This window comes from Microvirga calopogonii (assembly GCF_003347665.1).
Taxonomy (GTDB): domain Bacteria; phylum Pseudomonadota; class Alphaproteobacteria; order Rhizobiales; family Beijerinckiaceae; genus Microvirga; species Microvirga calopogonii.
Map to the genome: position 1 here is coordinate 90063 of NZ_QDGA01000010.1, position 12994 is coordinate 103056.

A 12994-nucleotide genomic window follows, 5' to 3' on the forward strand; every position below is an offset into this window, starting at 1 on the left:
GATGCGCTGTCCGTCAGAACTGGAAATAGATGAACTCATAATTCGCGGAATCCCCGATCGTGAGCAGGACCCCCACCAGAACGACCGCGAAACCGACAGCAATCCAGCGCCGGGGCGGAACGAGTTGGACTGCCGTCCACGCGGTCGGCCCCAGGCATGCCACGGCGGCCGCGAGGGCAATGGCGCGCCACTTGAACGTCCCACCGTGTGTCGTGAGCCCGAGCATGCCTTCATAGATCCGCAAGGCGGCATCGAAGCTCGTCGCGCGAAACAGAACCCACGTGAACATGACGAACAGCATCGTCAGCATCCAGCCGACAGCGGCCGGCATGCGAAGCCCGGCCCGACGCCAAAGGACGCCTGCGCCGAGGCCGAGGCCATGTGCGACGCCCCAGGCGATGAAGGTGAGCCCGGCACCGTGCCAGAGCCCTCCCAGTGCCATGGTGGCGAACAGGGCGCCGATCTGGACCCCGAGGCCATTGCGGCTACCGCCCAGAGGTATGTAGAGATAATCGCGCAGAAAGCGGGACAAGGTCATGTGCCAGCGGCGCCAGAAATCCTGGAGCGACGTCGAGGCATAGGGCTTGTCGAAGTTCTGCGGCAGGATGATCCCGAGCATCAGCGCCATGCCCAGCGCCATGTCCGTATAGCCCGAGAAGTCGAAATAGATCTGGAACGTGAAGCCGAGCGTCGCCTGCCATGCGTCGAGGGTGGGGATCGCGGCGCCGGTTGCCGCCTTGGCGAAGACGGGATTCACGTATTCGGCCAGGGGGTCGCTGACGAAGACTTTTTTCGCAAGGCCGAGAATGAGCAGCATGAACCCGCGCCCGAAGCGCTCCGCTGCATCGGGACGTTTGTAGGGCCGCTCGTCGAACTGATGCATGATCTCGCTCCAGCGGACGAGCGGACCGGCCAGCACCTGAGGGAAGAAGGCGATGTAGAGAGCGTATCGAACGAGGCCGAAGCGCGGCGCACGCCCGGCCTTCAGATCGACGAGATACATGACATGGTGGAACGTAAAGAACGAGATGCCCAGCGGCAGCGCGACGTCCCATTTCGGAACTGTGAGCGGGGAAAGGAGGTTTGTAAGGTCGGCGAAGAAGTTGAAGTACTTGAAGATACCGAGAACGAGGAGGTTCGCGATCAGTGCCAGGGTGATCAGGACGCCCTGCCGCGTCCGCAGGAAGGCCTGGGCGACGAGCCAGTTCACCAGGATCGATGCGGCAAGCAGCGGCGCGAAACGCCAATCCCAATAGGCGTAGAACACGAACGACAGGACGACCAGCAACGGCAAACGCCATTGCGGCTTGAAGCGCTCGACCAGCCAGTGCATCACCAGTGCGGCCGGCAGGAATACGAGCAGGAACGCAAAGGAATTGAAAAGCATCGTTGACCGCAACGTCCCGTGGGTTGAGCGATACGGAGGCCAACGGCGTCAGAAACCCGCTCCGAATCTTCTGGTTTCCTCATCGACAATACAATGCGCCGTCAAGTTTTCGACAGCCGCCCCGGCCCCGACTATCGTCTATGCTCGGCACATCACGTCGCAACGATATGAAATGACTTTTCTTAGAGTATCGGACGCAAATTCGAACTCACATCCGATGCTCTAAGCTTTTCTGTTCCTGCATCTTTACACGCAAAACCGGTTCCCACTTTTGCGTTCGATGCTCTAGTTTCCCGAACTTGACGCTGTCAACCATCTGAGCCGCGACAGATGGTGCTCCGCCTGCCTCGGCGAGAATTGCCCCCGCTCGCATGGGGGCAATTCTTCTCTCCGTCGGTCTCTGATCCTCGAACGGCGCCCCATTCGGGGTCGCCCTCCGGTTCCGCAGGATGCCCTAGGCGCGCTCCTCCCAGACCTTGGCGAGTTCGACGATGGTCTTCACGGCCTTTTCCATGTCCTGGCTGCTGACGAATTCCAGCGGGGAATGGAAGGCATGGCCGCCTGCGAAGATGTTGGGGCACGGCAGGCCCATGAAGGAGAGGCGCGAGCCGTCCGTGCCGCCGCGGATGCTGCCGCGCACCGGATCCATACCGGCCCGGCGGATCGCCTCGACGGCGTTCTCGACAATTTCCGGGTTCTTGTCGAGCACGACCTTCATGTTGCGGTATTGCTCCTTGACCGTGAAGGTGTAGCTCGAACCCGGATAGGATTTCATCACCTCCTTGGTGATGTCCTCCAGCAGCGCCTCCTTGGTCTTGAGGCCCTCCTCCGTGAAGTCGCGGATGATGAAGCTCAAGTGGGCCTTTTCCATCACGCCGGAGAGGCCCGTCGGGTGGATGAAGCCGTCGCGTCCCTTCGTGGTCTCGGGCGCCATGTCCTTCGGCAGACGCGCGACGATATCGCCGGCGATCCTGATGGCGTTCTCCATCTTGCCGTAGGCGAAGCCCGGATGGATCGCCACGCCCTTGATGGCGATCTCCACGGCATCGGCCGAGAAGGTCTCGTCCTCGATGGTGCCCGCGGTCTCCCCGTCCATGGTGTAGCCGAAATCGGCGCCGAGCTTCTTCAGGTCCACCTTGTCGACGCCGCGGCCGATCTCCTCGTCCGTGGTGAAGAGAATGCGGATCGTGCCGTGCTTGACGTCCGGATTGTTGATCAGGAACTCGGCCGCCGCCATGATCTCGGCGATGCCGGCCTTGTCGTCGGCGCCTAGCAGTGTCGTGCCGTCCGAGGTGACGATGTCGTGGCCGATCAGGTCCTTCAGGACGGGATGGTCGGCGACCCGGATGACCTGGTTCGGATCTCCCGGCAGGCGGATGTCGCCGCCCTGGTAGTTCCTGACCACCTGCGGCTTCACGTTCGTGCCGGAGAAATCCGGCGCCGTGTCCATGTGGGCCGTGATGCAGATGACCGGTACGTTGTTCTTCTGCGTGTTCGAAGGAATGGTCGCATAGACGTAACCGTGCTCGTCGAGATGCGCGTCGGAAACGCCGATCTCGAGCAGCTCCTCGACCAGCAGGCGGCCGAGGTTCTTCTGCTTCTCGGTGGAGGGCTGGGTCTGGGACTTCGCGTCGGACTGGGTGTCGATGACGACGTAGCGGAGGAAACGGTCTGTAACGCTGGCGGCCATTGTTCTCGATCCGGAATGCGAGGAGATGCAACGGGGTTGTAGCCGGGTGAGACCATCTCGTGAATGGGGTCAGGGAAACTTTCTTCCCGTGCCTGAGGACGCCTGCCCGGCCCTTCCACTCTACGACCCCATCACCGCCGCGGCGCTGCAGAGTCCCAATATGGCGACCGCGACGGCGATGAAGAACCCGTCTCTCCTGCGAAAGGTGGGCGCGTTCATGATCGTGCGTGGTGTATCGGGGCCGAGTCCCCTCGCCTCCATGGCGATGGCGGTCCGGCCGGCGCGGCGGATGGCGAAGGCGAGCAGCGGGATCACGAGGCTCATCAGCTCGAAGGGGCCGGGGATGCGCCGCAGGCGCCGGCCGGACTTCATGGCACGGGCAAGACGCATCTGCTGCGCTTCGCCTGCCAGATCGGGCACGAGCTGCATCGCGGCGAACAGGGAATAGCCGATACGCGGCGGGAGCCCTGCGTACCGCATCAGGGCCCGCACGAAAAGGCCGGGATCGGTAGTCAGCGCGAAGAACACCGAGATCATGCCGCAGGCGAGCGCGCGCAGGAACAGCGTGATGCCGGCCGAGAAGGCAGGCGACGCGAGCAGGGCTTCGCCTGCCATGCGCAACGCGAAGTCGCTTTCCCGGCGAAACAACAGGCTAGTGGTGAGAAAGCCGAAACCAAACAGGGCGAAGGGGATCATCAGCCCCAGGAGCACCAGCGGCGAAGTGCGATTGAAAGCCATGAGGGCGAGCGCCGGCACGAGGATCGCGGCAAGCTGGAAGCGTGGGTCGAAGACCAGCACGGAAGCGACGAGCCAGATGCAGCAGACGGACAGCTTCGAGAGCGGATTGAGCGCCTTCAGCATGCAGCGATCCGTTCCGGCCTTGGAGCGACTGCCTCGAGCCACCGCACCGCCGCAAGACATGCGGGCTCGGCAAGCCCGGCGCGAGCAAGCAGAGGGGTGTCGTTCATCAGCTCCTCCGTCGCGCCGTCCGCCAGGATGCCGCCCTCCCCCACGACGATGGTGCGGGGGCAGAGTTTCAACGCGAGATCCATGTCGTGCGTGATCAGCGCGACGGTGCGGCCCTTCTCACGCAGCGCGAGGATCTCCTGCGTGAGAAGGGCCGCACCATGAGCATCGAGTCCGGCCATGGGCTCGTCGAGCACGAGGAGCGGCCAGCGATCGGAGAGCGTGAGCGATGCCAGTGCGAGCTTACGCTTCTGGCCCTGCGACAGCTCGAAGGGATGGCTTGCCGACAGATGCGCCAGGCCCCAGGCTTCAAGCGCGGCATCCGTGCGGGCGCCCTTCTCCTCGCCGCTCATGCGCTTCGGCCATGCGGTGAGCAGTTCCTCGCGCACGGTGCCGGCGGTGAACTGGCTTTCCGGACGCTGGAAGGCGTAGCCACCCGGCGGCCCTTCGCGCACACCGCCTTTCAGGGGCAGAAGACCGGCGAGGCTCAGCCCCAGCGTGGATTTGCCGGCACCGTTCCGGCCCAGGATCCCGAGAATTTCGCCCTCGTGAATGGCGAGGTCGACGCCGCGCAGCACGGTCGGGCCCAGGAAAGGTGCACAATCGGCCTGCAGCAATTGCACGAGCGCGGGGGCGTCGCGTGCAGCGGTGGATGGCTTGGCCGAGGCGACGAAGGCCGCCACCGCGGAACGCGCTCTTTCGATGCGATGACTTGGTGCGCTCTCCGGATCGAGATGCGCAAGGGCCTCAGCAACGGATAGCGGCGCCGAGGGCGCCGCAACACCCGCCCGCATCAGCTCCGCGTCGAGCGCACTCGCGGCGGGACACCAGATGCCGTGCGACAGCAGCAGCGCGCGCTCCTCGCGGAAAATCCTGCGCGGTTCGCCCTCGGCAATGACCGTGCCGTCGTGGCCGAGAACGATCATCCGGTCGATGGATTCAATCAACCCGTCGAGCCTGTGGTCGACGATGAGAATGGTTCGCCCGTCCTCGCTCGTCAGCAGCGCATGCAGGCGGCCGGCCGCTTCCGGCGCGAGATGCGCGGTCGGCTCGTCGGCGACGAAGAGCGGCGCCTCCTGGATGAGAACGGCCGCCAGTGCGACAAGCTGGCGCTCGCCGCCGGAGAGCTGCGTCGAGCGGCGGTGCCGCCATTCCTCCGGCACGCCGACCTTTCGCATGGTATCCGCAACCGCCTGCGCGATGCGCTCCGACGGCAGGGCGCGGTTTTCAAGCGCGAAGGCGAGTTCGTCCTCGACCCGCATGCCGCAGAGGGTCTGGTCCGCGTCCTGGAAATATTGCGCCACATGGCGCGCCCAGACCCACGGCTTGCGCATGAGCACACCGGCACCGAACAGACGAACCTCTCCTCGCACCTCGGCCGGTATGCTGTCGGGGATCAGCCCCGTCAGCGTCAGCAGCAGGGTGGATTTGCCGGAGCCGGACGGTCCGAGCAGGAGAACCCGCTCGCCTTGGCGGATCGATAAATCCACGGGCCCGACGGCAGGGCGCTTGGCGAAGGGATAAACAACCTCAGCCTCACGCCACTCCGCAACAGATTCAGGCGGCAGCGGAGCGCTTGTCGACATCGATCGCAAGGCCCGCGAGCGCACCGGTCTTATAGAGGGCCTGCACGATCACATGGGCAAGCCAGCCGCCGAGCAGCGCGCCGCTCAAAGTACGCAGCACGAACATGGCGATGAGCAGCCCAGGTTGCAGTGCGCCGTAATCGAACCGGATCCAGGTATAGACATAGGAGAAGACCGCAGCGCCGACGCCCGCCGCCATCAGCACCGGGAGCGAATAATTGCGCCAGCGCGTTGCGGCGAAGACCGCTTCGGCGCCCGCGCCCTGGACGATCCCGCTGACCACGAGCAGCAATCCGGCGGGACTTCCCAGCAGCACCTGCACGGCCGCCGCCAGCACTTCCGCCGCGAAGGCTGCGCCCGGCTTTCGGATGATGGCGGCCGCCACCATCGAGGCGACGAACCAGAAGCCCATCACCACATCCATCGTCAGGGGGCCGAAGACCGCCTGTGCGATCAACCAAACCTGCACCCATCCGAGATAGAGCACGGCGAAAACCGCGCCGATCACGGTGACGATGAGCGTTTCCCTCAACGTCCAGCCACGTGTCACGGACATGACGACCTCCTTGTTGTACGACGGAAATTAAGCCTTGCTCGGGCTGTTCGCCGAGACCTTGAGATCGAGCGCCACATGGCCCTGCGGAGCACCGAAGCGCAGGAAGGCTTCGCTCAACGTGGCGAAGACCGGGCCCGCATCGCCGCGCAGCTTGGTGCAGAAATTCTTGGAGCGGTCGAAGACGCCGGATCGTTTGAGGAAATCGATGCAGCCGTAGATCTCGTCCATGTGGTGTCCGCTGCCGAGCGGATAGAGCGAGAACTGCGCGGCCACGACTTGCCCGGTGCGCGGCGCCGACTCCACGTGCTTGACGGCGGCGGAGATGCGCTCTTCGAGCGACCGGTCATGGTGCGAACCGGCAATCGGTGTGCAGATCGGATCGTCGGGCTCACCAGGGCACCCGCGCGAAACGGTTGCGGCCAGCACGCAGTGAACGCCACGCCGCGATGCTGCGAGAAAAAGATCGCGCATCGCCGGAAAGAGCTGTTCGGGCGGGCCGACGATCAAGGTCGAGATGTCGTCCGTCTCGATCCTGAAATTGGGGCGGTAGGGATCAAGCGCCCCAATGGCGCCGAGGATGACATCGACGAAATCGTCGGTCATCGGATAGAGGGAAATCTGTGCGCCGGAAAACATCGTCACCTCGCTCCGCTGGCATTACCCAGATCAGCTTGAGGGTCCAACGGCTTCGCGCCGTCATCTCAGCCCCGGCAATACGGAGCACCCCTGTCAGATGTGACTTGCTTAGCACCTTTCATGACGCCATGGCAAGCAGGTCGCGTGTCGCAGATCACGACACCTACTGCACCGCGACCTGATCCTTGATCCTCTCGAAGACGTCGCGGCGCACCACGCGCTTGTTCACCAGATCCTCCACGGACTTATACGGGCGTCCTCTGACAATGGCGCGGCCGAGCGAACCGGCGCCTTTCAGTCTGTTCAGATCCTCAACCGAGCTCTTGTTGAGATCGACGAGGTCCGCGGCGGACCCACCCGCCGGAACATACTGGCTCGCGAGGCTCGCCTGCTGCGTCACGGCACCCGTCATGTTCATGTCCGTGCGGGGTGCGGGCTGCGGCTTGGAGGGCTCCTTCCTGGACGATTGCCCGAGGGCGTCTTCGAACTGCTTCAACACGGCAAGGGACTGATCGCGCGACTGCGCGATGGCGGCGGAGTCGAGGGCAGGCTCGTCGAAGGACTGCTCCCCATCATCCTCGCCGGTCTCCGGCGGACGAACCGCCGCCACGGGCTTCGTCGGCAGAGTGATCAACGCTGCCGGATCCGCGTCGGCAACCTGGACGGGCGGAGCCCGATCAGGCGGGGCCGGGGTTCTCGACTCCACGGTGATGGTCTGCGGCGGAGCCGCAGTCACCATGCCCTCCGTGGCGGGGCCGCTTTCCCGGAACCTGCCTAGGGCCAGCCACCCGGCACTCATGAGACCGATGACCAGCAGAACGCGCATGACCTGGAAGGCCGCGTTGTCGTGTGGTTCGCGGGGCGTTCGCGGTCGAGACAAGTCGCCAACGTTCATGGGATCCTCGCACATCTCGTCGATGACGGAACCGTGATGAGGACTAGCGCTAGACGCGGGATGTGGCGCAGGCGTGGCAATCAAGGCCCTTCGATGAGGCTCCACGACGATTTTAGGCAGGTGTGGATTTCCTGCACACCGCCCGATCCATGAGCAACATCGTCACCTTTCGGGAGTCTCGCGTCAGACCGGACGCACCCGCGCTGGCGCGCCGATGGAGCATTCGAGCGTGGCTCGATCCCATTTGCCCGCATCGGCGGCGGCATCGTAGGTGGTCACGAGAAAATCGAGCAGCAGCGCGTCGGGATCCTCCGCCAGACGCACCGTGTCGTAGGGCAGGATGAACTCGCCGAGCGTCGTGTCGAAGGACGCGCCCGGCGTCACCCTCGCGTCGCGAAAGCCCGGCGGCTCGGGATAGGCATAGGAATAGAAGGCTGGCTGCGGAAAGGCTTCGCTGCCTGGCCAGAAGCCGGCGCTCGAAACCTCGTGCGAATAGGCCTCACGGGTCACGTCGTCCGGCAGACCGGGCACGCCGCCGGGATGCAGAGGCGCGGACCGCCCGGAAAATCGCGTCACGGCGAGATCGAAACTGCCCCAGAAGAAATGCACCGGAGAGGACTTTCCGAGAAAACCGCTGCGGAACAGCTTCAACACCCGGTCCACCTGTATGAGCACCCGCCAGAAGCGATGGGCTGCATCGCGGTCATAAGAGGCGTGAACCCGATCCTCGGAGAAGCGGATGGGATCCGCCACCTCGTTCGGCATCTCGTTGATGGCGACCGTGATGCCGATATCGCTCAGGATGGTGAGGAGCCGCGAATAGAAATCCGCGACGCTCTGCGGCTGCAGCGGCAGTTCCCGCTCCTCGCCGCTGCTCGTGCGCACGCGCAGGAGATGGGACAGGAAATCGAACTCGATTTCCAGGATCTCATGGCCGACGGGAATGGGCGAGGTGCCGAGCCCCCGGGCCGTCACATAGAGCGGAACCTGCCAGCCGTGATTGAGCCAGGGCGAAAGGGCAAGCCGGATCTTGCCCACGATCTGCGTCCAGAGCTGAAGGGTCGCCGCCGTGTCCCGCCAGGCGGGATAGGGCAGATCGGGCCAGGACGCGTCACGCATCGCATTCCTCCGCGTTGAACGGATCTCACATCGAGTAGATCATCGTTCAGGTGAGGCAGCAAGGCTGCCTGAAAGCGGAGAACAGCGAAACGGCCTCGACGCGATATAGCGTTGGAGTGGCTGGAAGCCCGATGGGATTCCAGCCGCTCCAGGTGCGTCGAGGTAGGATCACGCAGCCGGGCGCATCCCGGCCGCGATGTCGCTCGGGATCTCGATATCCACCTCCAGGGTCGACACGGAGGCGCCGCGGTCCATCTTGATCTGCACGTTGTCCTGCGGCACCGCCATGTGCTTGGCGATCACGGCCATGATCTCCTCGCGCAGGATCGCCACGAGATCGGATTCGCCACCTCCGACGATGGTGCGCTCATGGGCGAGCAGGACCTGAAGCCGCTCGCGGGCAACGGGCGCGGATGTGTTGCGCTTGAAGAAACTGAACAGGCTCATGCTGCCCTCCGTGAGAAGAGTTTGCTGAAGAGACCGCGCTGCTTCTGCACTTCGACAACAGTCTCGCCCTGGAGCTTGCGTACCGCCTCGAGATAAGCGCGGGCGGGCGCGGAGTTCGGGCTGCCGAGCGTCACCGGCGCACCGAGATTCGACGACCGCAGCACTTCGGTGCTTTCGGGGATGATGGCGAGAAGCGGAATCGAAAGGATCTCCAGCACGTCCTCGACCTTGAGGATCTCGCCGCGCTGGGCACGAGCATTGTCGTAGCGTGTGAGGAGGAGATGCTTTTCCACCTGCTCGCCCTTCTCCGCCTTCTCGGTCTTGGAATCGAGGAGGCCGATGATGCGGTCGGAATCGCGGATGGACGAGACTTCCGGGTTCGTCACGACGACGGCCACATCCGCATGCCGCATGGCGAGAGTCGCGCCGCGCTCGATGCCGGCCGGGCTGTCGCAGATGATCCAGTCGAACTTTTCACGAAGCCCGTTGATGACGCGCTCGACACCCTCTTCGCTGAGGTTGTCCTTGTCGCGCGTCTGAGATGCGGGAAGCAGAAAAAGGGTCTCGATGCGCTTGTCGCGGATGAGGGCCTGGTCGAGCTTGGCATCGCCCTTGACCACGTTGATGAGATCGAACACCACGCGACGCTCGGCCCCCATGATCAGGTCCAGATTGCGCAGGCCCACGTCGAAATCGACCACGGCCACCTTCTTGCCGCTCTGTGCCAGCGCCGCACCCAGCGCGGCTGTCGAGGTCGTCTTTCCGACACCGCCTTTGCCCGATGTCACGACAAGTACTTTCGCCATCCTTGGTTCTCCTCGCCCTTCGAAACTGCTCCTGCGACGACATCACCATCAGGTTCCCCGGAAGACCGCAGAACATGGTCGGAGAGCGGAGGCGGATCAGGCTGTCGCGGAATTTGTTACGCTACGTAATGCATCTTATTGGGCGGTACTTATGGTTACCGGGTGGTTAATATTTCCAGTTTCAACCAAGATTTTTGTTGAAAAAACAACGGTTTCATCCGGCAAGAAGCGATGAGAGGAATGATATCCTGAGTCCGGAGACAAAGCTGCATCGTGAATACTGTCTCAGCCCGTCCCATTGACCTTCAGCCGGGAATCCCTAGCCTTGATCCCATGTAAATGGAGGCTTCCGATGCGGTATGGATGGCGGATCCTACTCTTGTCGGCGTTGTCGCTCGTTGCGGCACACGCACCGACGCTCGCCCAGCAGGCCACCACGGTCCGGGTCGGCCATTTTCCGAACATCACCCATGTTCAGGCCTTGGTGGCCCGCGCCTTCGAGCGGCAGGGACGAAACTGGCTCGCCGAGCGGCTCGGGCCCGGCGTGAAGATCGAGTGGTATGTCTACAATGCCGGCCCCAGCGCCATGGAGGCGATTTTCGCCAAGTCCCTCGATCTGACTTATGTCGGCCCCAATCCGGCGCTCAACGCCTATGCCCGCTCCCGCGGCACCGAGGTCCGCGTGATCGCCGGCGCGGTCAATGGCGGCTCGGCCCTCGTCGTGCAGGGGGATTCGACACTGACAAAGCCCGCAGACTTCAAGGGTAAGCGCATCGCCACCCCGCAGTTCGGCAACACGCAGGACGTGGCCGCCCGGGCCTGGCTCGTGGCGGGCGGATTGCGCATCACGCAGACCGGCGGCGACGCGCAGGTGGTCCCCACCAGCAATCCGGACCAGCTCTCCCTCTTCCAGGGAAAGCAGCTCGATGCGGTGTGGACCGTGGAGCCGTGGGTGTCGCGGCTCGAATCCGAAGCCGGAGGCAAGATCCTGGTGGAGGAAAAGGACGCCATCACCACGATCCTCGTGTCCAGCGCCGACTTCCTGGCGAAGAACCGCGACCTCGCCAGGCGCTTCGTCGAAGCCCATCGCGAACTCACCGACTGGATTCAGAAGAACCCGGAGGAAGCCCAGCGCATGGCCCGTGACGAACTGCAGGCATCCTTCCGCCTCGACATGTCGCCTGAGCTTGTCGCCAAGGCCTGGAGCCGCATGGTGATTACGCCGGATACATCGCGCGAGGCGTTCCAATCCTTCGTGACCAGCGCCCAGCAGGTCGGTTTCCTGCGCGATACGCCCGATCTGTCCCGTCTGATCGAGGCGCCTTGATGGAGGCGCCCGACGCGAAGGTCATGACCGGACGACCGGCAAAGCTGATCATCGAAGGAGTTTCCAAGCGCTTCATCTCGTCAAGGGCGGCCGTCCAGGCTCTCGACAACGTATCCCTGACGATTGCCGATAGTGAATTCATCTGCCTGGTCGGGCCGAGCGGATGCGGCAAGTCCACGCTTCTCGACATTGTCGCAGGCCTGACCAAGCCGGATGTGGGACGTGTGCTCGCCGACGGGAAGGCCGTGGAAGGGCCGGGGCGCGAGCGCCTCGTCATGTTCCAGGAATCCGCGCTGTTTCCATGGCTCGATGCGTTCGGCAACGTGATGTTCGGGCTCAAGCTGCGCCCCGATCTCACCAATGCGCAGCGCAAGGAAATCGCTCATCATTTCCTCAAGCTCGTCGGGCTCAGCAAGTTCGAGCATGCGCAGATTCATGAGCTTTCAGGCGGCATGAAGCAGCGCGTCGCTCTGGCGCGCGCGCTGGCGCCCGATCCTCAGGTGCTGCTGATGGACGAGCCTTTCGGGGCGCTCGATGCCATGACCCGTGATCAGCTCTACGACGACATCCAGCAGATCTGGATGGAAAGCCGCAAGACCATCGTGTTCGTCACGCATAACGTCCGCGAAGCCGTGTGCCTGGGCGATCGGGTCGTCCTCATGTCGCCCTCGCCCGGACGCATTCAGCAGATCTTCGACATTCCCCTGCCGCGCCCGCGCGATATCAACAGTCCAGAGCTCGCCGGCTATGCATCGAAGATTGCGTCGGCCCTCAAGGGCACCCTGACGGAGGCATTCTCGGAATGAAGCGTATCGCCTCCGCTGTCCTGTTCTTCGCGCTCCTCATCGGCCTGTGGGAGCTTGCCGTGCGCACCGGCCGCTGGTCCGTCGTTCTGCTGCCCTCCCCGATCTTCGTCGGCGAATACATCTGGGGCGCGATGCTCGACGGCACGCTCGAGGATGCGACCTGGGTGACGCTCAAGCGGCTGCTGATCGGCTATGCGGCCGGCGTCCTCATCGGCCTTCCGCTCGGTCTTTTGACCAGCACGTCGCAGATCTTCGAGGATACGCTCGGATCATTGGCACTCGGCTTCCAGACATTGCCGAGCGTGTGCTGGGTGCCGCTGGCGCTGGTCTGGTTCGGACAGACCGAAGGCGCGATGCTGTTCGTGGTGATCATGGGCACCGTTTGGTCCGTCATCATCGCGACGGATCACGGGGCTCGCAACATTCCGCCCATCTATGCGCGCGCCGCGCGCACCATGGGATCGGATGGATTCCACAAATGGACCCGGGTGATCCTGCCTGCCTCGCTTCCATTCCTCGTCAGCGGCATGAAGCAGGGCTGGGCCTTCGCGTGGCGCTCGCTGATGGCGGCCGAGATCTATGTGACGATCCTGACCGGCTTCGGCCTCGGTCACCTTCTGCATTACGGGCGCGAATTGAACGCCATGGATCAGGTCATCGGCATCATGATCGTCATCGTGGTGATCGGGCTTCTCGTCGACCGCCTGCTGTTCTCACCCTGGGAGCGCTTCCTCCATCGCCGCTGGGGCACGAATGTGAAGGAAGCATAGCTG

13 protein-coding genes and 1 riboswitch are annotated in these 12994 nt (G+C 63.7%); of the genes, 3 read left to right on the forward strand and 10 right to left on the reverse strand.

Translation table 11 applies throughout. The features are described from left to right. Positions 1-13: 13 nt before the first annotated feature. The 10 genes from DDF70_RS11255 to minD form a co-directional block, all read right to left on the reverse strand. The gene (locus DDF70_RS11255; protein ID WP_114944962.1) at positions 14-1387 is read right to left on the reverse strand and encodes an MBOAT family O-acyltransferase; all 1374 of its coding nucleotides are present in this window, start codon (positions 1385-1387) and stop codon (positions 14-16) included. Between the two features lie 454 nt (positions 1388-1841). Then, complete coding sequence (pepT, locus tag DDF70_RS11260; RefSeq protein WP_114944963.1) at positions 1842-3077, reverse strand: peptidase T; 1236 nt, start codon at positions 3075-3077, stop codon at positions 1842-1844. A gap of 120 nt (positions 3078-3197) precedes the next feature. Next, positions 3198-3938 carry an energy-coupling factor transporter transmembrane component T family protein gene (locus DDF70_RS11265; protein ID WP_114944964.1) on the reverse strand — a complete coding sequence of 247 codons (741 nt, stop codon included), beginning with the start codon at positions 3936-3938 and terminating at the stop codon, positions 3198-3200. After that, complete coding sequence (locus tag DDF70_RS11270) at positions 3932-5629, reverse strand: ABC transporter ATP-binding protein (protein ID WP_114944965.1); 1698 nt, start codon at positions 5627-5629, stop codon at positions 3932-3934. The genes DDF70_RS11265 and DDF70_RS11270 overlap by 7 nt, the downstream gene beginning before the upstream one ends. Continuing rightward, positions 5601-6185 carry an ECF transporter S component gene (locus tag DDF70_RS11275; RefSeq protein WP_114944966.1) on the reverse strand — a complete coding sequence of 195 codons (585 nt, stop codon included), beginning with the start codon at positions 6183-6185 and terminating at the stop codon, positions 5601-5603. The genes DDF70_RS11270 and DDF70_RS11275 overlap by 29 nt, the downstream gene beginning before the upstream one ends. 27 nt (positions 6186-6212) lie before the next feature. After that, entirely contained in the window at positions 6213-6821 is a 609-nt protein-coding gene (locus DDF70_RS11280) for a YkoF family thiamine/hydroxymethylpyrimidine-binding protein (RefSeq protein ID WP_114944967.1), read from the reverse strand. Continuing rightward, positions 6812-6923: riboswitch (TPP riboswitch) on the reverse strand. (Overlaps the previous gene by 10 nt.) A gap of 61 nt (positions 6924-6984) precedes the next feature. Beyond that, positions 6985-7716, reverse strand: coding sequence for a ComEA family DNA-binding protein (locus DDF70_RS37970; protein ID WP_245435448.1), 732 nt, complete (start codon positions 7714-7716; stop codon positions 6985-6987). Between the two features lie 183 nt (positions 7717-7899). Then, positions 7900-8835 carry a DUF5996 family protein gene (locus DDF70_RS11290; RefSeq protein WP_114944968.1) on the reverse strand — a complete coding sequence of 312 codons (936 nt, stop codon included), beginning with the start codon at positions 8833-8835 and terminating at the stop codon, positions 7900-7902. Positions 8836-9003: 168 nt separating this feature from the next. Beyond that, a complete protein-coding gene (gene minE, locus DDF70_RS11295; protein ID WP_114944969.1) occupies positions 9004-9282 on the reverse strand; it encodes a cell division topological specificity factor MinE in 279 nt (92 codons plus the stop codon). Further along, the gene (minD, locus tag DDF70_RS11300) at positions 9279-10088 is read right to left on the reverse strand and encodes a septum site-determining protein MinD (protein WP_114944970.1); all 810 of its coding nucleotides are present in this window, start codon (positions 10086-10088) and stop codon (positions 9279-9281) included. The genes minE and minD overlap by 4 nt, the downstream gene beginning before the upstream one ends. A 379-nt stretch (positions 10089-10467) precedes the next feature. On the opposite strand from minD, the gene DDF70_RS11305 reads away from it, so the two are divergent. Genes DDF70_RS11305 through DDF70_RS11315 form a run of 3 tightly spaced genes read left to right on the forward strand, consistent with a single transcriptional unit; the run spans position 10468 to position 12991 of the window. Beyond that, positions 10468-11415, forward strand: coding sequence for an ABC transporter substrate-binding protein (locus tag DDF70_RS11305; RefSeq protein ID WP_245435449.1), 948 nt, complete (start codon positions 10468-10470; stop codon positions 11413-11415). Beyond that, the gene (locus DDF70_RS11310; RefSeq protein WP_114944972.1) at positions 11415-12221 is read left to right on the forward strand and encodes an ABC transporter ATP-binding protein; all 807 of its coding nucleotides are present in this window, start codon (positions 11415-11417) and stop codon (positions 12219-12221) included. Before DDF70_RS11305 ends, DDF70_RS11310 begins: the two co-directional genes overlap by 1 nt. Next, positions 12218-12991, forward strand: a complete 774-nt coding sequence (locus DDF70_RS11315) for an ABC transporter permease (RefSeq protein WP_114944973.1) — start codon at positions 12218-12220, stop codon at positions 12989-12991. Before DDF70_RS11310 ends, DDF70_RS11315 begins: the two co-directional genes overlap by 4 nt. Positions 12992-12994 lie beyond the last annotated feature (3 nt).

Excerpts from the sequence above, each read along its gene's own strand:
- DDF70_RS11265 (WP_114944964.1), bottom strand. The coding sequence starts at position 3,938 with ATGCTGAAGGCGCTCAATCCGCTCTCGAAGCTGTCCGTCTGCTGCATC.
- DDF70_RS11255 (WP_114944962.1), bottom strand. The coding sequence starts at position 1,387 with ATGCTTTTCAATTCCTTTGCGTTCCTGCTCGTATTCCTGCCGGCCGCA.
- DDF70_RS11315 (WP_114944973.1), top strand. The coding sequence starts at position 12,218 with ATGAAGCGTATCGCCTCCGCTGTCCTGTTCTTCGCGCTCCTCATCGGC.
- minD (WP_114944970.1), bottom strand. The coding sequence starts at position 10,088 with ATGGCGAAAGTACTTGTCGTGACATCGGGCAAAGGCGGTGTCGGAAAG.
- DDF70_RS11290 (WP_114944968.1), bottom strand. The coding sequence starts at position 8,835 with ATGCGTGACGCGTCCTGGCCCGATCTGCCCTATCCCGCCTGGCGGGAC.
- DDF70_RS37970 (WP_245435448.1), bottom strand. The coding sequence starts at position 7,716 with ATGAACGTTGGCGACTTGTCTCGACCGCGAACGCCCCGCGAACCACAC.
- minE (WP_114944969.1), bottom strand. The coding sequence starts at position 9,282 with ATGAGCCTGTTCAGTTTCTTCAAGCGCAACACATCCGCGCCCGTTGCC.
- DDF70_RS11275 (WP_114944966.1), bottom strand. The coding sequence starts at position 6,185 with ATGTCCGTGACACGTGGCTGGACGTTGAGGGAAACGCTCATCGTCACC.
- DDF70_RS11270 (WP_114944965.1), bottom strand. The coding sequence starts at position 5,629 with ATGTCGACAAGCGCTCCGCTGCCGCCTGAATCTGTTGCGGAGTGGCGT.
- pepT (WP_114944963.1), bottom strand. The coding sequence starts at position 3,077 with ATGGCCGCCAGCGTTACAGACCGTTTCCTCCGCTACGTCGTCATCGAC.
- DDF70_RS11310 (WP_114944972.1), top strand. The coding sequence starts at position 11,415 with ATGGAGGCGCCCGACGCGAAGGTCATGACCGGACGACCGGCAAAGCTG.
- DDF70_RS11280 (WP_114944967.1), bottom strand. The coding sequence starts at position 6,821 with ATGTTTTCCGGCGCACAGATTTCCCTCTATCCGATGACCGACGATTTC.